Source organism: Vulcanisaeta distributa JCM 11217, assembly GCF_001316005.1.
Classification (GTDB): Archaea; Thermoproteota; Thermoprotei; order Thermoproteales; family Thermocladiaceae; genus Vulcanisaeta; species Vulcanisaeta distributa_B.
Genome location: NZ_BBBJ01000008.1, coordinates 115759 through 134899, shown reverse-complemented (window position 1 = coordinate 134899; position 19141 = coordinate 115759). Strand labels below are relative to the sequence as shown.

The 19141-nt window shown below is 50.2% G+C and carries 26 protein-coding genes, 1 tRNA gene and 4 pseudogenes; 9 read left to right on the top strand and 22 right to left on the bottom strand.

The genetic code is table 11. From position 1 onward, the window contains the following. Together JCM11217_RS09770 and JCM11217_RS16005 are read left to right on the top strand one after the other, a co-directional pair. Positions 1 to 284, top strand: a pseudogene (locus JCM11217_RS09770) (hypothetical protein); the annotation flags it as partial. Positions 285 to 325: 41 nt separating this feature from the next. Further along, a pseudogene (locus JCM11217_RS16005) lies at positions 326 to 1143 on the top strand (CpaF/VirB11 family protein). Here JCM11217_RS16005 and JCM11217_RS09755 read toward each other — a convergent pair. From JCM11217_RS09755 to JCM11217_RS15995, 3 genes are read right to left on the bottom strand one after another with little or no spacing between them, the layout of a single operon-like run. After that, positions 1112 to 1303 (bottom strand): hypothetical protein, encoded by a 192-nt coding sequence (locus JCM11217_RS09755; protein ID WP_243679101.1) that lies wholly within the window; start codon positions 1301 to 1303, stop codon positions 1112 to 1114. The pseudogene JCM11217_RS16005 and the gene JCM11217_RS09755 sit on opposite strands and share 32 nt — an antisense overlap. Beyond that, positions 1300 to 1437 (bottom strand): hypothetical protein, encoded by a 138-nt coding sequence (locus JCM11217_RS16000; RefSeq protein WP_243679100.1) that lies wholly within the window; start codon positions 1435 to 1437, stop codon positions 1300 to 1302. The genes JCM11217_RS09755 and JCM11217_RS16000 overlap by 4 nt, the downstream gene beginning before the upstream one ends. Next, positions 1434 to 1661 carry a hypothetical protein gene (locus tag JCM11217_RS15995; RefSeq protein WP_243679099.1) on the bottom strand — a complete coding sequence of 76 codons (228 nt, stop codon included), beginning with the start codon at positions 1659 to 1661 and terminating at the stop codon, positions 1434 to 1436. The genes JCM11217_RS16000 and JCM11217_RS15995 overlap by 4 nt, the downstream gene beginning before the upstream one ends. Positions 1662 to 1703: 42 nt before the next feature. Here JCM11217_RS15995 and JCM11217_RS15990 point away from each other — a divergent pair, with 42 nt between their 5' ends. Then, positions 1704 to 1856, top strand: a complete 153-nt coding sequence (locus JCM11217_RS15990) for a hypothetical protein (RefSeq protein ID WP_243679098.1) — start codon at positions 1704 to 1706, stop codon at positions 1854 to 1856. On the opposite strand, the gene JCM11217_RS15985 is transcribed toward JCM11217_RS15990, so the two are convergent. Both JCM11217_RS15985 and JCM11217_RS09745 read right to left on the bottom strand, forming a co-directional pair. Continuing rightward, on the bottom strand, positions 1828 to 2232 hold the full coding sequence (locus JCM11217_RS15985; RefSeq protein WP_243679097.1) for an AAA family ATPase: 405 nt from the start codon (positions 2230 to 2232) through the stop codon (positions 1828 to 1830). The genes JCM11217_RS15990 and JCM11217_RS15985 overlap by 29 nt on opposite strands. Positions 2233 to 2344: 112 nt before the next feature. Beyond that, the gene (locus JCM11217_RS09745; protein WP_243679096.1) at positions 2345 to 3418 is read right to left on the bottom strand and encodes a hypothetical protein; all 1074 of its coding nucleotides are present in this window, start codon (positions 3416 to 3418) and stop codon (positions 2345 to 2347) included. A 34-nt stretch (positions 3419 to 3452) separates the two neighbouring features. Here JCM11217_RS09745 and JCM11217_RS09740 point away from each other — a divergent pair, with 34 nt between their 5' ends. Then, positions 3453 to 3878: a hypothetical protein gene (locus JCM11217_RS09740; protein WP_054842814.1), complete on the top strand. Its 426-nt coding sequence runs from the start codon at positions 3453 to 3455 to the stop codon at positions 3876 to 3878. 449 nt (positions 3879 to 4327) lie between these two features. Here JCM11217_RS09740 and JCM11217_RS15980 read toward each other — a convergent pair. From JCM11217_RS15980 to JCM11217_RS09715, 5 genes and pseudogenes are all read right to left on the bottom strand, one after another. Continuing rightward, positions 4328 to 5352 (bottom strand): annotated as a pseudogene (locus JCM11217_RS15980) (hypothetical protein). A 260-nt stretch (positions 5353 to 5612) separates the two neighbouring features. After that, complete coding sequence (locus JCM11217_RS15975; RefSeq protein ID WP_243679095.1) at positions 5613 to 5759, bottom strand: hypothetical protein; 147 nt, start codon at positions 5757 to 5759, stop codon at positions 5613 to 5615. Positions 5760 to 6085: 326 nt separating this feature from the next. Continuing rightward, on the bottom strand, positions 6086 to 6517 hold the full coding sequence (locus JCM11217_RS15970; RefSeq protein ID WP_243679094.1) for a hypothetical protein: 432 nt from the start codon (positions 6515 to 6517) through the stop codon (positions 6086 to 6088). Continuing rightward, entirely contained in the window at positions 6490 to 7110 is a 621-nt protein-coding gene (locus JCM11217_RS15965; protein WP_243679093.1) for a hypothetical protein, read from the bottom strand. The genes JCM11217_RS15970 and JCM11217_RS15965 overlap by 28 nt, the downstream gene beginning before the upstream one ends. Positions 7111 to 7262: 152 nt before the next feature. Then, complete coding sequence (locus JCM11217_RS09715; RefSeq protein ID WP_243679092.1) at positions 7263 to 8876, bottom strand: cytochrome ubiquinol oxidase subunit I; 1614 nt, start codon at positions 8874 to 8876, stop codon at positions 7263 to 7265. Positions 8877 to 9072: 196 nt separating this feature from the next. Between JCM11217_RS09715 and JCM11217_RS09710 the strand changes: the two genes are divergently transcribed. From JCM11217_RS09710 to JCM11217_RS15950, 5 genes are all read left to right on the top strand, one after another. After that, a complete protein-coding gene (locus JCM11217_RS09710; protein ID WP_054842792.1) occupies positions 9073 to 9636 on the top strand; it encodes an EVE domain-containing protein in 564 nt (187 codons plus the stop codon). Continuing rightward, positions 9564 to 10034, top strand: coding sequence for a hypothetical protein (locus JCM11217_RS09705; protein ID WP_243679091.1), 471 nt, complete (start codon positions 9564 to 9566; stop codon positions 10032 to 10034). The genes JCM11217_RS09710 and JCM11217_RS09705 overlap by 73 nt, the downstream gene beginning before the upstream one ends. 112 nt (positions 10035 to 10146) lie before the next feature. Next, entirely contained in the window at positions 10147 to 10344 is a 198-nt protein-coding gene (locus JCM11217_RS15960; RefSeq protein WP_243679090.1) for a hypothetical protein, read from the top strand. A 156-nt stretch (positions 10345 to 10500) separates the two neighbouring features. After that, positions 10501 to 11127 (top strand): MFS transporter, encoded by a 627-nt coding sequence (locus tag JCM11217_RS15955; protein WP_243679089.1) that lies wholly within the window; start codon positions 10501 to 10503, stop codon positions 11125 to 11127. Then, a complete protein-coding gene (locus JCM11217_RS15950) occupies positions 11106 to 11402 on the top strand; it encodes a hypothetical protein (protein WP_243679088.1) in 297 nt (98 codons plus the stop codon). Before JCM11217_RS15955 ends, JCM11217_RS15950 begins: the two co-directional genes overlap by 22 nt. A 373-nt stretch (positions 11403 to 11775) precedes the next feature. Here JCM11217_RS15950 and JCM11217_RS09695 read toward each other — a convergent pair whose 3' ends face one another. From JCM11217_RS09695 to JCM11217_RS09650, 12 genes and pseudogenes are all read right to left on the bottom strand, one after another. Further along, complete coding sequence (locus tag JCM11217_RS09695; RefSeq protein WP_054842790.1) at positions 11776 to 12291, bottom strand: hypothetical protein; 516 nt, start codon at positions 12289 to 12291, stop codon at positions 11776 to 11778. A gap of 6 nt (positions 12292 to 12297) precedes the next feature. After that, on the bottom strand, positions 12298 to 12519 hold the full coding sequence (locus JCM11217_RS09690) for a hypothetical protein (protein ID WP_243679087.1): 222 nt from the start codon (positions 12517 to 12519) through the stop codon (positions 12298 to 12300). A gap of 242 nt (positions 12520 to 12761) precedes the next feature. Next, positions 12762 to 12858 (bottom strand) — tRNA-Pro (locus JCM11217_RS09685). Between the two features lie 220 nt (positions 12859 to 13078). Then, on the bottom strand, positions 13079 to 14188 hold the full coding sequence (locus tag JCM11217_RS09680; protein WP_243679086.1) for an insulinase family protein: 1110 nt from the start codon (positions 14186 to 14188) through the stop codon (positions 13079 to 13081). A 5-nt stretch (positions 14189 to 14193) separates the two neighbouring features. Continuing rightward, a complete protein-coding gene (locus tag JCM11217_RS09675) occupies positions 14194 to 14511 on the bottom strand; it encodes a hypothetical protein (RefSeq protein ID WP_243679085.1) in 318 nt (105 codons plus the stop codon). A gap of 5 nt (positions 14512 to 14516) precedes the next feature. Further along, positions 14517 to 14657 (bottom strand): hypothetical protein, encoded by a 141-nt coding sequence (locus JCM11217_RS15945; protein ID WP_243679084.1) that lies wholly within the window; start codon positions 14655 to 14657, stop codon positions 14517 to 14519. 91 nt (positions 14658 to 14748) lie between these two features. After that, positions 14749 to 15180, bottom strand: coding sequence for an insulinase family protein (locus JCM11217_RS09670; protein WP_054842786.1), 432 nt, complete (start codon positions 15178 to 15180; stop codon positions 14749 to 14751). Positions 15181 to 15304: 124 nt separating this feature from the next. Continuing rightward, the gene (locus tag JCM11217_RS15940) at positions 15305 to 15445 is read right to left on the bottom strand and encodes a hypothetical protein (protein WP_243679083.1); all 141 of its coding nucleotides are present in this window, start codon (positions 15443 to 15445) and stop codon (positions 15305 to 15307) included. A 343-nt stretch (positions 15446 to 15788) separates the two neighbouring features. Next, entirely contained in the window at positions 15789 to 16100 is a 312-nt protein-coding gene (rpsJ, locus tag JCM11217_RS09665) for a 30S ribosomal protein S10 (protein WP_054842785.1), read from the bottom strand. Between the two features lie 6 nt (positions 16101 to 16106). Continuing rightward, positions 16107 to 17441: pseudogene (gene tuf / locus JCM11217_RS09660) on the bottom strand (translation elongation factor EF-1 subunit alpha). Between the two features lie 72 nt (positions 17442 to 17513). Further along, positions 17514 to 17909 (bottom strand): carbon monoxide dehydrogenase subunit G, encoded by a 396-nt coding sequence (locus tag JCM11217_RS09655; protein WP_243679082.1) that lies wholly within the window; start codon positions 17907 to 17909, stop codon positions 17514 to 17516. A gap of 271 nt (positions 17910 to 18180) precedes the next feature. Beyond that, positions 18181 to 19107 (bottom strand): MFS transporter, encoded by a 927-nt coding sequence (locus tag JCM11217_RS09650; RefSeq protein WP_054842784.1) that lies wholly within the window; start codon positions 19105 to 19107, stop codon positions 18181 to 18183. Positions 19108 to 19141 lie beyond the last annotated feature (34 nt).

The following is a 19141-nucleotide window of genomic DNA, read 5'->3' as shown; positions in this document are numbered from 1 at the left end:
CTCTTGAGCCCGTGATGATGGTTGGTGATGAGGTTGGCCTCACGGATATCTACGTGACGCCTAACGCCAGGGTTCACTTTAAGTTGAGTAGCCTGGGTGATTGCCAGTCAAGCATTGTGCCGAGTCCCAGGGAGGTTGAGCTTTTGGTAAGCGTCATCGGTGATAGGGTGGGGGGGGTTTACCCAACTTATTATAACCCGTCGATTGAGCTTATGATAGGGTTCATAGGCCGATGCTTAGGGTTAGCGTTGATTCCTTCGATGTTACGGATAGGACCAGGGTGAGTATCAGGGTCTTTCCCATGAGGGCTTGGAAGTTGATTGACATGGTTAGGCTTGGCTCGGTCGATGCGAGGCTCGCGGCCTATCTTTGGCTTGCGCTTGAGATTGGTTTTCCAATACTTGTTATTGGGCCCGCGGGCTCTGGGAAGACGAGCATGTCCGCAGCCCTAATGTCGGCTTTGCCGCCCAGCACGGTGATCGCCAAGGTCGAGGACATAGACGAGGTATTACTGCCCCAGGAGTTGGTTAGTGATTACGCCAGTAGCGTTATTCCACTGCTTAGCCGTGAGGGTCATGGGGGGGCCGGCGTTAAGCCATACCACTCTTTCAGAGGCTTGTCCATGCGCTTAGGGTTGGTGCTGATTACATATTTGTTAATGAGGTTAGGGGGGGTCCTGAGGACACTAGGGCTTGGCTACACGCGATCATGAGTGGGCAGGTGGGTGGTGCAACCACCATGCATGCTGGCGGTGTTGAGGAGGCTATCGTCAGGCTTAGGGAGTATGAGGTGCCCATTGACCTGGTTAGGCTGTTGGTTGTGCTCATGGGTAGGTTCGAGATGGGTAGTAAGGTCGTTAGGAGGGTCGTGGGTGTGTGGGTTGTGGATGGCGGCAAGCCCGTGGTTGCTTGGGGGATGGGGGGGGCTCTGCGTGAGGACGTGTTGATTAAGTTCCTGGGTGGGCGTGTTGGTGAGGACTTCGTGGTTAGGGAAGTCAATGATAGGGAGGCGTTCCTTAGGCATTACTCCAACTTTGACGTTGACGAGACCGAGTGGGTTAGGTTAATAGCCCTCTTCCATAGGGCTAGGGACTTGGTCATGCCGAGGGAATTCAAGAGCGACGTTGTCTTTGAGGAGTCCTGACCCTAGCCAATAATTGCTTAGCCAACTCATTAATGTCGAGTTGGTTCGGGTAATTACTAACTAGGGCATCCCTACCAATCTTAAGCGCCCTCCTAACCTCATCATCAACCGCGCCCAAATCCCTCAAAGCCCTCTCCAGGAGCCTCAATCCGCCACTCACGTATAACTCCACGGCATCCCTACTCGGCTACCACCCTCAACCCTAAGCCTCGGCCTATTACTAATCCTCCTCATGAGCCTCGTGATCTCCTCATCCTCATACTCATTAACGACCCTCCTACGCAGGAGCCTCATGGACTCACCCAAGCCCTCTCCGCATTCAACCTCTCCAGCAACGCCGCCAACTCGTCAATAGCCCTCCTGAACTGGCCCAGCCCCGGGTCCTTGATTACGTAGGGTATTGAGCCCAGTCGCCATGCAGCCTCAATGGCCGGATTCCTGAGTATCTTCACCACATTCTTAACCCCCCCAATGTCCAGGTTACCCCCCCTTATACTCGATAACTTATTCAACACCACAACCCCCTCCTTACCCGGGCCTATTGCGAGGCGTACTCAAGCATGTTTCCGAGCCACCCCATGCCGCCGGGCTCGTCGGTCGCCACCAGGGTTATTACGTCGGCATTGCCTATCAACGCCGTCGTGAGCCCTGGGTTTAGGGCTGGTGATAGGGCTGGCGTGTCTATTAATATGAAGTTGGGCTTAACCCTGTAATTGCTATCCCCCCCTTAATTAATGATGATATTCTAGAGCTCAGGACTGCGGTGCTCGGTAGTGCGGTGTATGGGTTGGTGACGGGTGAGGTGCCTGGTGGTATGACCTTTATGTTCCCCCCCACGACTCCATCCTCAATGAGCGCGGTCGAAACCTTAACGGTCCCCCCCGTAACCCCCCCCATTATGTACGTCAAAGCGCCGTTGACGCTTCCTGGGTTATTAACGCCAAGGACCTTGGACGCGGTTGCGTTTGGGTCTAGGTCAATGAGCCAGGTCCTGTAGCCCCCCCTCATAGCCAGTGCCGTGGCTAGGCTCGTGATTATCAATGTCTTGCCAACACCACCCTTCTGGCTTAGGAACAATACAGTTAACATAGGTTGTAAATAAGCATGGCATTATTAAGGCTTTACCCGTTACGTCATTGTCAGGACTATGTACGTGATGACCAGGGGGGGTATCGTGGCGTATATGCCCGTGGTCACTGAGTCAAGCACGTAACCACTCATGAAACCCCCAATTATGACCGTGGGAAGCATAAACTGGAGCATGACAACGCCCCCCAGACGCTTGGGCCGCTATTAACCTCGTTATCACGAGCATAACCTCCATCAGAGCCACCGACACAATGACCGAGGCATACCCAACCCTCCTGGACTCCATTACGGTGTTTATAACGTGGGTCATTGATGTAACGGCCACATTAATTACGTCGGGCCTCCCCATGCCTGTGACGGCCACAACCCTCGCATACTCGTTAATGAAGCCCTCAAGCCAGTTCCTAGACCGAGCCTGTTCAAGCCTGAGGGTGACCGCAGCCCTCATCACCCTATTAACCGCGGTATGCCTCAACTCATTAATTGCCCTAACCCTACCAAGATACCAATTAAGGCTTATGCCTAGGAAGACCGCGGAGAAGACTAACCAGGCAAGCGCAATTGACTTAGTAACCACGTAAGTAGGCAACGCAGGCATCACCGCAATCCCCCCCATGTACATAAGTAATTCATTATCAACAACCACCAAGCCTGGGTCCAAGCTCCAACCGAGTAATGCCGTTATTGGTGCTGCTGAGGCGTAGGTCATCACTAGGTATGTGGTTGGGCTCATGTTTAGGGCCCTGCTTACGAGGACTATCGTCATGGGCATCATGGCTAGCGTAATCACGGTGAGCGTGTCGAGGAGTATTACTAGGTCCCTATAATCACTCCTCAATCTACCTAGGTAATCATCGAGTTCCCTGAGTATGTAAAGAACCGCGGTGCCCGGCTCAATGCCCAGCCTCTCGGCATTGGTCATCGCCTCGAGAATGTTACCGAGACCACTGACGTACTTCGTGATCGGCTCATTCATGGAAATAACAGCCCTAGCCATTAACAATCGCTTAATTAGCAGGCGGTTAAGGCCCAGCCTTTGGGCCTCATTAATGAGCACATCAAGCACCCTACTCACGGGCTGTGCCAGGAATAGCGGCGTTGCTAGCGTCATGAGCAGCGCCTCCTCGAGCCTGGTCCTAAACCAGGGCTTGACTAAGCCTAGGCCCATGTGTGTATGTATGGGCAATACTTAAAAGGTGTATCCCCCCCATGAGTTAATTATGCGTAGTAGGGGTGAGTTGTCGCCCTTGGTCTCCGTCATAATCGCCGCTGTACTCATAGTCGTTGGTGTGGCGTTAGTGATGATTTTCTACCACGGTGCTAAGGCGGTGGGTCAACACGCCATTAATACTCCTGAGGTTGAGGTTTCGGGGAGCATGTCGGCGTCTACGGGCGTGGTGACGATAAACATCTACAACGCCGGCACAACGCAATTAACAATTAGTGGTGTTAAGGTTTATGGACCCAATGGCTCTGTGCTTACCTGCTCATGGAGTGGCATTGGCGCTACCGTGGCAGCAGGTAGTAGTTATGGTATTGTCGGTCAATGCGGTGGTGTTGAGTCTGGCGTCGCGTATACGATCATCGTCACGCTGAACGGCACCAGCGGTTCCTTGGCCGAGTCCCTCACCGTAACGGCATCTTGACTTTACACGTGCTTTTGCCTATAATTAAAAGTACATCATTATTATTATGTATTCAGACCTGTTATTTTCTGTGGTTGTTTTACCGATTATCGTAGGTGTAACCTGTATTTTATTATGGCGGAATAATATCTTAACCTCATTAACGTTGTTAAACCCGCCTGGCGCTATGCCCTCGGCTATTATGGAATTTAAGCTGAAAGGGAAGGCCCATCCTTCGGGGGGGCGGAGTATGTTTAAAACGCGCGTTTCATGCGCCCCGCACCGACGTTGAGACTTCGCTGGATGTGTTGAGACCACCGCTGAAGTGATGAGGATGAATGTGATAAAAACGAATAAGTGATGCCTAAGGAACCCCCCCACCCCAAGGAGTAAGGAGGTCTTGGTATTCGTAGATTCAACAGGTGATGCTATTATCTTAGCCTTAGGATCGGTGATGGCGAAGGGTGGATTCAGGTGTTTGTATCGTTAAACTGCATCACGTATTGGTACACCGTGTCGTTAATAATACCTAGCCTATAAAGTAGTGTGTAGCCTGTGTAGTTACCCTTGATTAACGCTACATAGCCATAATGCACTGGGTACTGGAGTGGTATTGGGTATGTCCAGTTGAGTGGTGTTAGTATTATCGGTGGCCTTGGCCCTTGGCTGAAGTTAAAGGCGGCGAGTAACCCATTGAGGTCTGAGTTGGCCACTATGGGTGTTAGGTATGGTAAATGCCAGTTATAGTCTATGAACGCAAGCAGTGTGTAGCCTGATAGGCTATAGTTATCAACCCAACCCTCCTTGGCATACGGCGAAATGATTAGTAGGGGAACCCTCTCACCCAACACGTTATAGTACGGTAGGCCTAGCTTACTTAAGTAGCCGTCCTCACATCCTGGGTTTAGCCCGTAGTTGTAGATTATTGGCGGCGGGACTTGGTCGAAGAATCCACCACCCTCATCAAAGGTTATGAAGATTACCGTGCTATTCCAGTATCGGCTATCCTCAATGGCATCTATGAAGTATGCCAGGTTTACCTGGCCCTGGGTTAAATTGAACGGTGGGTGCATGTCGAGGGCAGAGTGGTCATCATGACCATCACCGCCGGTGAACATTAAGAAGGAGACGCTGGGTAGGTTACCGTTTTTTAAATCCTCCAGGAATACCGAGGTATTGAAGTAATGGTTGCTGTATCTTGATGAACATGGTATTAGTGATAGTGGGTATGGTGGCAGTGGCTGGCCCTGCCTATAGCCGTAGTCGAAGTAGGCCCATGATATATTATACTCAGTTAATTGGTATAGTATGGTTTGTTTGAATGATATTTTACACCAGATGTGCCAAACATGGGTACTGGGTAACCCACTAGATAGGATATTCTATTGGGCGTCGTGGTGGCTAGGTCGGGTGAGAAGTAGTTATCGGCCAACACGTACTCCTCGGCGTAGTCCCATAGTAAGGGGGGGACTTGCTCATAGGATAGGTAGACCATTGATTGGGGGGGCCAGACCCATTAATGAACCCATTCATTGCGCCAAAGTTCCAATCAATGTGGTAATTCCTGTAGCCCTCCCAGGGATCCTCAAGTATTACCGAATTGGCGTAGGATACCTCGCTTAAATATGTGCCAGGCCCAGTGGTCTCATTAATAATAATGTGATGTTATTCACTATTGGCGGCATTCCGAAGGGATAAACCCCCCCGTATATGTTGTCGAAGGAGTGATTCTCAAGGATTATTATGATTACGTGCTTAATAGGGGGTTGCCGTTGAATTAACAGTACTTACCTCAGGTGGTGGCGAGGAAACCCTGGTTGGGTGGCCATGGGGGGGTATTAGAATGAGAGCTATTACTAAGGAGATCATAGCCACTATTGCTATTAGGAGACTCCTACGCATTTAAGGCAATAGGTTCATGGTTATTTAATAAAGTTACTCTATTTCGTGAATAGGCCTGGGAAAATAAACAATTACCGGGTAATGAGGTGGAAAGGCTTGTTTGAAGTCTCAATGGGTTTAACGGCAGGTCTAGCGGTTAAAGCGTTAACAATTGTGCCGCTTAGAGGCGCCTGAACCAGGGAGCGCTAGGGGGGGATCCTAGAAAGTCCTCTTATTGGCGTTGTTCGCATTGGATAATTAGCTTTAATTTAAGGATTTGAATGCAAATGTAAAGGATGAGGAATTATCCCAGTGCGGTGGGTATTTGGGGGGGATTAATCATGAACTCACTCCTCTGGTAGGAATCTCCTTATTATGGCGTAGTATAGCGTCAACGTGAATATTGCGGTGAATATGAGTGTTGAGAGGAGCATTGTGTATATGGCGATTAGGGGTAGCGGTATGAGTGTGTTTAGTAATTGGGTTATTGGTACGCCTGAGCCACCGCTTATGAATAGGTATGGGTACCTGGAGCCGTCGTTCACGTACTCCATGAGTACGAGTATTACCTCCGCCAGTATGCCCGTGCTAATTACGGCTGGCCTGACGACCCTGCCCCTCATCGCGGCGTAGAAGGCGTATAGGGCCGTGGCGCCCAGGGCTATGGTTAGGGCTATGGCCGTGTAGAAGGCTGGGTAGAATAGGGCGGTGCCTGGGTCATAACCCAGCAGTGGGCCTGCTATGTTGCTCACTATGTATGGGTCGTACCTCTCGAGCACCGTGAAGTAGTAAGCCCCCCGCGATGGCTTGCGGCACGAGTAAAGCCAGTCCGGTCCCAAGGGCTATCCTCACGCTCCGGGTTCATGTTCCTCCTAGTCGCCAATACGGAGGCTGTTACGAAGGCCCCAATGTCCATGGCACCAATGAGCGTATGCGCAATGAGTGGTGGGTATACTGGGTTTGAGAGGGCGGTTAGTGGGTTTGCCGTGGCGTACTGTGGGTAGTCGAGGCCCGCGAAGAGGTACCTGAAGCCCACTGGTACGAGGAGTACGGATATGGCGAGCGGTACGCCAATTAGGCTGTGGGTCCTTGGGCTGACCCTACCCCCCCATAGGTGCCAGTAGATGGCTATGAGCGGTATGCTCAGCAGTATGCCGACGAGGGCTATGGCTATTGGGTAGAAGTAAACCCTAGTGAATATCGCAGTCATTGATGGGAAGAGCCCCCCCGCCATGAACACGGTCAGTATCGTGCCCCAAACACCGCCGAAGAGCTCCGTCACCACCATGAGCCTGAACATGTCCCTGGCCACAGACTCGAGACCCGGGTCCCTGCGTAGGTAGGCTAGGTACCTGGTTATTACCGTGAGCACCGTGGCCCCCCTATTATCACGTTAACGAAGACCAGGTGCATCTCCAGGGCGAAGCCAAGCACGGCGAAGGAGAGTAGGGCGAGGTAACTACTCATGACCACCCACCCCCCCAGCCAACTCCCTAACCCTATCCAGTAGGCTTGGTCTCGTGGCTACGTAGTACATGGCCAGGGCCCCCCCACAACAGCTATCGCAAGTAGTATGGCGACCACGAAGGCCACGAAGCCCGGCGTTATTGCATCACTCGTTACGACCTCATTCGTGGTTATTAACCCATAGACAGTCCACGGCTGCCTACCAATCTCCCTCGCGGCCCACCCAGCCGTGGCTGCTATGGCCGATAACACAGCCATTGCCGAGGCCAGGAAGGGCATCACATTGTCGGTGCCTATCAATACGCCCAGTATTTCGTTATTTATGAAGTCCGTTATTGCCGATAGAATGGGCACTCTCACGAGGTATGTGAATAGGGCGAGCACTGCGGCTATGGCGAGTAGTATTCCAGCGCCAATCATTGTGTAGTAAAACGCACTTACTAACGGCGCCAGTGGCTCCAGGGAGAGAACCGCGGCCTCGCAGTTCTGGGCCAGCGTCACGTTGGTCAGGGGGGGCCCGAGGTAACTCAGCATCCCTGGGTCAAGCTCGCTATAGAGCTCGCCGAAGGTAGTGTTGCCCAGCATCCTGCATTGGCTTAGGTAATACTTGAAACCGTAGAGTGGGTGGTATGGGTTGCCGTAGGCGAATAGCGCCTCCACAGGGTCGTAGTACTCATACCCATAGACCCCCCCTGGGCCTCCCGTCAGTGTGGTTAGTGCTGTGAACTTGAGTGGTTGATATGCCACCACATCATCGCCCATGAAGTGCCCCCCCAGCACGATTGGCTCGATGAGGAGTACCACAGCGAGTATCCAGAGGAGGGGCTTTAGTAGCTTGGCGTACTTACTGTCGTGGGTCCTGAAGAACCTTATCGATATAGCCAGCGCCACTGCCCCCCCGACGCCGATTGCGTAGGCCGCGAATAATGTGTGTAGCGTGGTCACTACGGCGTCTGGGTTAACCATGGGTAGCCATGGGTTTGTGAGGTATGTACCAACTAGTGAAGTGAAGTTTGTGCTTGTTAGGGCGACTGAGCCAGAGCCATCTACCGTGTAGTGCAGGAGGAGTGCGGCTAGGTTTAGTGTCGCGGTTAGGTTTGCGGCGTCTGGACCATAGCTCGGTAGGAACGGGTATAACGCGTGTGGTATATCGCCCATTCCCCCCCAGGGAACGTTCATCCAGGCATTCGCCGTTAGTATGAAGTAGCCGGAGAGTGAGCCGAGGAGCCAGGTCGCAATTAATATGCTGAATGTGTACCTCGCCCTCCACCTGCCTATGGCGATTATGAAGAGGACTAGGAGGACGGCCTCGCCTATGAAGGCTATGGTGGCTTCATAGAGGAGTGGGATGAAGGCTGAGGAGGAGAAGAGTAGTATGCTCGTTGGCCAAATGTCCAGTAAGCCGAACTCCACTATGGTGCCCGTGACGGCGCCAAGGGCGAAGTTCACAGCCCAGACCATGGTCAGGGTCTTGGAGTAGTTGAGGAATAATGCGTCGCCAGTCCTATACCACTTAATGAGCCAGGCGAGTATGGCCAGTGGGAAGCCTAGCGTGAATGATACGAAGACCGCGTGTAGGTATATGCCGATTATCGTCATGACCATCGCGTTATTAACGTTAGCGCTATGCACGTAGAGCTCATTAAGCGCGCCCAGGGCTGAATAGCCCATTTTGGGTCGAGGTAATACCAAGCCCCCTTAATTAAAAATGCTTAAGTATCGTTTGATCATTGTAATTAGTGGTTTCCAGTTAAATTCACTGGCGTTGAGGCATGGGTTTATTTACTATTCAAATGCACTCAATTGAATTATGACGCGCCGCGACCCCCCCAGCAAAAGTTTTTCTCTACCTAGCTATGTATTACCCGTGAATTACTGGCTTGTCATTGTGAGGGAGGGGGGGGTCTTCATGAGCATTGTCGAGACGGGCCTATTTGGTTGCCGCGATCCAGAGTGTGGCTTATTAATGACTAGGGTTAGGCCCGGCACACGCTTGGTACTCTTCGTAAGTGGCTTCGGTTGTAAGTCCTACTGTAAGTCCTTCGTGGGGGTTTTCGAGGTTGTTGGTGATTGGACTAAGGCTAGTAAGAAGTTGAGTGATTGGTCCCACGTTATTGAGGTCAAGCCAATAACCCTGGGTAGAGTTGAGCTTGGAAGAATCGCCAATAAACTATCATTCATTAGGGGGGGTAGGAGAAGCATTACCGAGGCCCTGCACTCCGTGGATCCGTCTAATCCGAAGGCAATGCCCATGCCCATTGAGGATGCGGAGTTGATAATTAATGAGTTGAGGAGTCAATCAATACCCAAGCCCGTGATTGAGGTTTTGGGGGAACGCCAAAGGGTGGTGTTGAGAGGGTGGTTGGTGGGGGGGCAGGTGTTGAGGCTGAATCAACTACTCAGGGCGTTAATGAGGCGGTGGCGTTGTTGATGGAGGCGGCTCAATTGTTTGGTTATTACCCTGTCGGTAATGTGGATGTTGGTGGGTATAGGCTGGGGGGGCTTGCCTGGTGGGGGGGTAATGAGGATGAGTATAGGGATGGGTTGGCGCCGCTGGCTGTGTTTGAGGTTGTTGATAACCCTGAGCAGGCGTTGGCTAGGCTTAAGCATGCGAGGGATAGGTGGAGGGGGGGTGTTAGGTTATATGCCGTGGTTAGGGATGAGAATGCCAGGAAGGCGCTGGAGAGGGTGTTGAGGGGGGGCTCGTTCCATGAGCTTAGGAGGAGGGTTAAGGTAATACTGCTTGATGAGCTTAGGGGGGGGCTTGTCCAGGACCTTAGGAGACATGGCGAGTTGGTTAGGGAGTTCGTGACTCTGGATAAGGATTAGGGCATTACTGTCTAAATAGCCTATTGTGGCTACGGTAATGCTTATATAATGCGCTGGTGATTTAATAACGTGACTGGGAGGGCAATTACCGAGGGGGGTTAATGTTAGGGCCATGGTTGGTGGTATGCTTGGTTGGATGGTTGATGTCTTCGACCTAACCCTGGTCCTATTCATAGCCTCGGTCCTCGGCATGTACTTCTTCCCACCAACAAGCTTAATCGCCAGGCTCCTCTTCGTATTCGCCTCCTACTCACTGACCCTGCTCGCCAGGCCCCCTGGGCGGTGTAATATTTGGCCACGTAGCCGATAGAATTGGTAGGAGACTAACGATGATGGTAACGTTAATTGGATTAGGCATATCCTCAGCCTAACCGGCGCATTACCCACGTACCAGGAGATTGGCTTACTAGCCACCGCGCTCTTCGTACTACTTAGGCTCCTGGTTGGCGTATTCGTTGGCGGCGAGGTGAGCGGCTCACACCTGGTGGCTATCGAGAGTTCGTCGCCTAGGTATAGGGGCTTAGTCAGTGGTGTAATCGAGAGCGGTTACTACTGGGGGGGGTATGCACTCGCGGCGTTCACCTTCGCCTCGCTAAGGGATTACTTCGGCACGAGGGCCTTCGTGGCCTACGGCTGGAGGTATGCCTTCCTAGTTGGCCTCGCGGTCGCCGTGATAGGCGTCCTACTGAGACTCACGGTTGATGAGCCGAGCATATACAGGGAGTTGAAGAGTGCAGGTAGGGTTTCCAGGGCACCCGTCATTGAGTTCTTTAGTAAGGGCTACCGCGACGCGTTAATAGCCTTACTACTACTCGCCGGAATCTTCTGGGTTGCCTACGCGACCCTCGGCTTCCTACCAACCTACCTAGGAACCTTCCTAAGGATACCCCCCCTATCCACGGTGTTTTGGGGATTGACCTACGCATCACTCATTGGCGGTGTGATAACGATAATTGGTGGGGTATTGAGTAATGTCACGAGGAGGAAGTACGCATTCCTATACTACTCATTAATAGGTATTGTACTCGCCTACCCACTAACGGCGATTTTGAGGAGTTCCTTCCTAGCCTCGTGGTCTCGGCTGGCATCCTAACCAGCGTCGTCGGTACTGGTGGTGTTATGTTGGCGTACTTAGCCGAGTTATTCCCGACACGATTTAGGGGGGGCTCGGCAATAGGCTTCCTGTGGAACATGGCCTCGATAGGCGCCACGGCAGCCCTACTCACCGCGCCGTTCTGGCTTAGGCTAGGCCTCGTGGTTGGCTACTCGGTAATGCTCATTGTTGGGTTTGTAATAGCGATAATAGGCACTGCAATAACCCGCGATAACACGGGCATCGAGTTAAGGAAGCTGGATGAAGTCTCGTAAACCAGCCACGAGTATTATCCTAAAGCCCTCATAGATCTTAGCCCATTTAGTCAATGATTAATTAATGGTAATTTCAATTTTTCTAGGCCAAGAATCTTAATAAGTTATGAACCCAGTAAAAATAGTTATTGTGACTGTCCTGCTAAACACCAGGCTTCGTCATTCTTTTCCCTGCCAAATGCGAATTTCATACCGGTACTGGGAAATTCCCGGTACCGGGTAGATATCCTTATACCTTTATTGACGTAGGTAGGCATGCCTAAGCATGCATAATAATCAAACGTAATATTAAGAGAAATGCGATTGAGTATGAAGCATTGGTTAAGCCGGTGCTAATTGGGCGTTGATAATCACGTAAAAATGGCGTTTATAATCACCTCTTAATGGCTACTACGGTGAATCGCTGGTCCCTAAGCCTATTGAAGTCACTGAATGATAACGTACTATGAACTCCAAGTACTGCGAACCCGGCCTTGGGTAGCATGTCCATGAAATCCTCAATAAAGTATCTCCTGACCCTCGTCCTAGACTCACCAATGAATACCAGGTTATCGCCATCCCTCCTGTAAAACCTCTCGTGCAAAACACTGTATCTTGAGTTGTCCTCCAGGTACTCCCTAACTATGCCGATGATATCTCCATAGTCATAAACAACAGCCCTATTATCAATAGAAAGTAGGTGGAAGTTTGGGAAATCAATTATTAGCAATCCACCATTCCTTAGGTTTTCGTGGAAATTCCTCAGAGTCTCCATGTTACCCTCATCATCGAAGTAACCAAACGACGTGAACCAATTCAACAGGACATCAACCTCCCTCCCTAATTTGAAATTCCTCATATCACCGATGAAGTAGTGATCCTCGAAGCCCCCTATGGCTATCCCTGGCAATCCTAATCAACTCCTCCGAAATATCCACACCATACACATCATAGCCATAACCCTCAAGTACCTGTGCAGCCTACCATGCCCGCAGGGCATGTCGAGAATTACCCTGTACTTCTCATTCAATTTCCCACCATAGAACTCAATCAATGAATGAATATAAAATGCCTCCCTCTCATTCCTCGCCTCATCCATCAACGACACATGCCACCTATGCAGATCGGAAATAGCCATTTCAATTAACCCTCGCTGGGAGTATTTTAACCTTGAATCACCGTAGTCGAACGTACACAAAGACTCAATTATTGAAAGAGGAAAATGCGTCTAAGTAGTTTGAAAGGGCGAGGAAGGTAAAGGCGAAGAGCCTAAACTGCCTCGCCTAGGACCCATGGGCTGAACGAAACCGTAAATGAAGTCATGAATGTCAGTTCCCCTCAATTCATAAGCGATAAGACTAACCCCCCCAACAAACGTGGTGGGGGGGCCGCCGGGATTTGAACCCGGGATCACTCGGGCTCGCGTCCTTCTATAGATCCCGAGCCGAGCATCCTAGCCAGGCTAGACTACGGCCCCCCCGGTAATGTCATTTCATGAGGCAATTTTAAGCTTTCCTTGGGTTCTTCATTGTTTGGGAGGAGTAAGCCAGGGTTTGGTGGCATAGCAATAAGCAGTGCTTCCTGAGCTTCCTAGCAATTGTGTTCCTCAAATTGTTTTGCACAGTGACGATGAAGGTCCATCCAACACTAAGTTAGGAGGTCTCTTTAATGTTTAAGGTGGGCTTGCCATCACTTAATTAACCAACCACCGCTATGGCGGGCCTTGGTAGGTTTCTTAATTCCCTCGATATGTCCTCAGGCCTTAACCCACTTATGTAGTTGATGAATCTCTCGTAGTAATCTGTTGGTAGGCCGTATGTCGGTATTACTGAGTATAACATTGCCATACCCTCGGGTGATTCTGCATTGACCTTGAGCCTACCAACCCTATTCCTAATGGCCATCCTCAGCTCCTCCTCAGAAATTGTTTGCTCACCTATGGTGCTTAGCATGACCTCAAGGGCTTCCTTGAGGACCTCCCTACGTACACCAGCCATTGCGATTAGTATTCCCGAACTACCCAGTGGCCAGTACATGGAGTAGGCGTAGTACGCCAAGCCCCCCCTCCTCACCCTAACCTCCCTGTAAAGTCTCGATACTAAGCCCATGCCTCCGAGTACTGTGTTCATGACCGTAACCCTGAAGGAACCCTCCAGGTCTTTAATGCCGTAGCTTGGGTATGCAATTGTTATTGTGGTCTGCACCTTACCCTCAAGCTTAACATCAACATCACCACTCCTAAATCTATTAACCGGGACCCCCTCGTAGTTCGTGTATGGCAGGTCAATATCTACTGTATTCTCAGGAGCCACGATGGTTAATGATAAAACCCTCAGTGACTCAATGGCCTCCCTAATGTGATCCCTGGTTATGCCGTCAAGCCTATAGTCATAGGCGATGGGGTGCCTGGAGTATGGGTGGTCATTAAATAATACCTTTAACGCCTCAGCTACCGATCTTACCGCGGTATCCTCCCTATTAATGCTTATACTCGTCCTCGCCTCCCTAATGGCATCACCAAGCCTATCAATGACTGGGTTTAGGAGCATGCCCTCGATGAGTTTCACAGCCTTACCAACGACCGAGTACCTGGCCTTAACCCTAAGCGTGAGTGCGTCAAACCCCTTCTCAAAGGAGAATGAAACACCAACCCTCTCCAACTCCCTTGCGTAATTGCTCATCCTCCATAGCGGTATTAGGACATTGGCAACGCCAGGGTAAGCCTCCTGTAATGAGCCCAGGTTTAGCTTGATATCGAGCACGGCAACGTCACTAACGGGAGACTTAATGAATAATTTATTAGCCATAATCATCACCCGTAAATTATGGAGATCAACCTATCTATTAATCCATCCACGAATTCAACATACTCATTGGCGCCCAACCTAGTTGAGTCCTCAATCACGGATATCAACCTGCCTGGATCATTCATGAACAGCTGCGATAGACCATATATTTGGGCCAACTTGCTTGGTGAGTCCATGGAGAAGGCGAGCCTAGCTCTTATCCTTTCTCTGGCGAAGCTAAGTTCGTCCTCACTCGGTCTCTCGGTAATTAATTCGTTAACCCTCGCAATTACCTTGTCAGGATCCTTAACATTGTATATCACCACTGAGTACAGGCTGTTCATGTAAGTCATCTCGTAATAACTATAGATGCATCACCAAGGCCCTCCTCAACGATTCTGTAGAGCCTAGATGACCTTGGGACTGCCATGGGTTCCCTACTCGTTAGGCCGTAGGCAAATGCCCTATCACCCGAGACTATGAAGTCCATGAGAATAAGCCTTCTTAAACCATTAACGTCATAAGCCCCCCAGGGACCTTGAACGTGATTAACAGCCTGGGCGTCTCACCACTCAATGCCTTCAACTCAACCCTAACCCTGCCCTGTGGACCATCATCCCAGGCTTGATGATGCCCGACTCACCGCCAGACCCTATACTGCCAAAGTACCTATCAGCCAGCTTCATAGCCTCACCCTCACCTAACCCACCAACTATGACCAGCACGGCATTACCAGGGTTATAATAACGCCTATAATACCTAAACAACTCATCCCTGGACACCCTGTTTAAGTCACTTCTCAAACCAATGACTGCGTACCTATACGGGTGTGTGTCCCAGGCAATCATCGAGGCCCTATACATGAGCCTGAAGTCTGGGTCATTCTCATTCATATCAAATTCACTAAGCACAATCTTCCTCTCAAGCTCGAATTCGCTCGGGTCAAAAACCGCATTTACCATCCTCTTACTCTCAATTTCAAAACCCAACTCAGCGTATTCCGTGGGTAACACCTCGACGTAGGCTGTGTAGTCGTAGTTCGTAAAACCATTAAAGTAGCCGCCAACCCCTCAACAAGCTCGTCCACACTACCCCCCCTTAACCCCCCCTCAATCCTCCTAAAGAGCATGTGCTCAACTAAGTGCGAGCCCCCCCGAATATGCCTGGGTACTCATTCTTGGCGCCCACGTTGTAGAACACGTAGATCGCAACGACATCAACGGGCATGTAGTGAGTAATTACCGTTAGTCCATTACCTAACCTGGAGATACGCACCATACAAAAGGGTAATAAGGCGGTGGCCATAAAAGGATTGCGAGTGATGAGTGCCGAGTTCGCGGAGTGGTGATGAGTCGGTTCTATGCTGAGGGTTTTTAAACAGCATCATTGCCTTCCACGGCACAGCCCACTAAGCCATTCATTATCGGGAAAGGCTTTTTACCTTGGTAGTGACTGCGCGGTCAGTTGGTGATGAGTTTAGAGCCCGCCTAGCCGTTCGCTGTGACGATAGGCTGAAGGCTGATTGAGTATTTATTAGAGGAAAATGAAATGATTGAAATGTATATGGTTAATTTAATAGGGTTTTACATTATAGAATTTAGAAATGTGGGGGGGGAGGGAACTAATCCACAAGCTCTATCTCGATTTTTATGTTTTCGGGAACCCTCAACCTCATTAACTGCCTAATGGCCCTCTCGTCAGCATCCATGTCTATTAATCGCTTGTAAATCCTCATCTCCCAATGATCAAATGTGTGGTATCCCTGCCCACTCGGCGCCCTCCTAACAGTGACCAACAGCCTCTTCCTGGGCAGTGGTATTGGCCCTGAGACCTTAACACCGAGTTTCTTGGCTATGCCAACTATCTCATTGGCTAGGTCATCAACTTGCTTACTGTCTGTTCCCCAAATGCGTATTCGCGCCTTTCTCGGCATTAATCATCACGCCTTAATTTCAACCTTCTTCGGCTTAATCTCGATTATCTGGCCGGCGGCTATTGTCCTGCCCATGTCCCTTAGGGCGAACCTACCAAGCCCTGGGAAGTCGCTGTACTTCTCAACAACCACATCCTTGAGTGGCTTAAGCCTAACAACGGCCACATCACCCTGCTTAATGAACTGAGGCTTCTGCTCCACAGTCTGTCCAGTCCTTGGATCAAGCTTCGCGATTAACTCAACAATCTGCGCAGGCACAGTTGCGGTGTGCACGTGAAGCACTGGCGTGTAGCCTGGGCCTATCGCCGTTGGGTGCCATAGAACGGCGATTCTAGCCACTATCTCCTCAGCAACCGTCGGTGGGTTGGCTAGGTGACCCATCACGTCACCCCTCTTAACATCCTCCTTCTCAATACCCCTAACGTTAATGCCAATGTTGTCGCCAGGCTGGGCCTGCTCCAGCTTCATGTGGTGCGTCTCAATGCTCCTTACATCACCGACCTTGGCGGGTGGCATCACGACTACTCTATCACCGACCTTAAGCACTCCAGTCTCAACCCTACCGACAACCACCGTACCCGCACCAGTTATTGTGTAGACGTCCTGTATTGGTAACCTGAATGGCTTGTCAACGGGCCTTGGTGGTGGCTGTAACGTGTCAAGAGCCTCTAATAGCGTTGGTCCATTATACCAGGGCGTATTGTTACTTTTCTCCTTAATGTTGTCACCCTTCAGGGCGCTGACAGGTATGAAGGGTACCTTCGATGGGTCGTAGCCGAGCAACTTCATGAACTTGCTGACCTCAGCCTTAATCTGCTCATACCTCTTCTGGTCGTAGTTAACAACATCCATCTTATTAACAGCCACTATTACCTGCCTAATACCCAACGTGGCGGCTAGGAATAGGTGCTCCCTAGTCTGGCCCTGTGGTCCAATGCCTGTCTCGAACTCGCCAGGCCTTGCGGAGACGACGAGTAATGCGGCATCTGCCTGGCTCGCACCGACTATCATGTTCTTAACGAAGTCCCTATGACCTGGTAGGTCTATGATCGTGAAGAAGTACTTGGATGTCTCGAAGCCTACGTGCATCGCCTCAATCGTGACACCCCCTCTCCCTCTCCTCCTTCAGCTATCCGTTACCCAGGCATAGACGAAGTCCTCCTTACCCATCTTCTTAGCCTGCTCCTCAAGCTCCTTGAAGCCCTTCTCATCAACATAGCCAGTGACCACGAGTAGGTGCCCTACCAGTGTTGATTTTCCGTGGTCCACATGCCCTATGACAGCTAGGTTTAGGTGCGGCTTTTGTAAAGCCGATTCCTTAGGCTTCAGTATTAGGCTCATACCTATCAAGACGGAGTTATGAATGAGTTAATAAATTTTTAGGTTTGCACCAGTCATGAGGGCCAGGGCCTATTATGAAAGCCTTTGCTTTAGTTTTTCCACACTGTCTTGGACTATTTTCTGAGCCACTGGGTCTAGTACCCTGGCTCCCATTGACCCTATTAAACCACCCACATTACCGTCAAAGTACCAATTAACCTTCGTCCTGCCTGGGCTTGGCTCCTCAAGCCTGAAGCCAATCTCGAAGTCCATTGTGCTCTGCATACCCGTGCCCCTACCAACAACCCTGGCACTCTCCGGTGGCTTCTTCTCGGTGAATTTGGCGGTTATGTTTATCGTACCCTTAATAGCCCCAACACCCATACTGGCCTTAACCTTGAAGTTGTCGGGATCAATCACATCCACAGACTCCACACCAGGTATTACCGAGGCTATGTTCCTCGGGTCAACGAGGAAGTTGTAAACCACATCCCTAGCTTATCAACCTCAAAGGAACCGTCATAGTGAACTCTCGCCATACGGTGGGTCAATGCTAAACTCGTTTATAAATAATTCCAACGGTACTTAAATTAATAGGGCGATTATTGAGATGATGCAGGACACCAGTAATAGGGTGGGTATGGTGATAAATCCCGCATTAATGCCGTATATTGATATTAATAGTGACGCTAAGTACGTGGTTAGACCACCCAGTGAGCTGGCCACGTGATAAGAAACGCCGGCACCAACATGCTTAACATCACTCCTGAATAGCGATACTAGGTATAGTAATTGTGGTGTGTAGGTTATTGCGTCGCCATGCCAAAGAGAATAAAGAGGAGTAATGGCTCCATTCTAAACATGAAGCGTTCACCAGGGAGAAGAAAATGTAACCAAGTAGTAATGCCTTAACTGGGCTCATCCTAGTCATGATTACCGACATTATTAACGTGAATATCAATAGGGAGATTGTGGCTGTGATTATTAAGCTTGAAACCTCATGCACGTTAAAGTATAGGAGCAATACGGATGTGTACACGTAAAAACTCGAACTCTCGCCAAGCTTAACACCAATCGCCCTTATAATCCTCCTAACATCCTCAACGCGGAGTGTTGGCCTCCAATTAATTGATCCAGCACCCTGCTGTGCAAGTGCCAGGATCACCGTGGCCGATGAGAGGCTTAATAACGACCCCATTAGTAGCGCCAACCGCCATTGAACAACCGCGAAGGCCGTTAATAACATACCCAGTGGAACACCGAGTTGCACGAGGCTCGTTAGAAACCTACCAACATTACCCCTCACGGATTCATACGTAAGGACCGACGCGGATGCCCACTCACCGCCTAGTGCCATTCCCTGGGCTATCCTTAGGATTAATAATTCGTATGTGGCATACCACGTGCTTTTAATAATCGATATTAAGAGTGTGGAAATGCCCATGATTATGAGGGTTGAAACTAACGACGACTTACTAGAAAATTTATCGCCAACTAGACCAAAGACGTAAGCACCAATGGGCCTTGCAATGAATGCTACGAATATTGTCGTGAAGGATAGTACTATGCCTAAATGCAGTGCTGATTTTGTTAGTACTATTGATGCAATAACATTGTAGGCTAGGAAGTTGTACCACATGGATATCGTGCCCACCACGCTGAATAATGCCACCACCAAATTCCTCATGCGTTTAATCCTAATACTAAATCTGGGCTCTTGA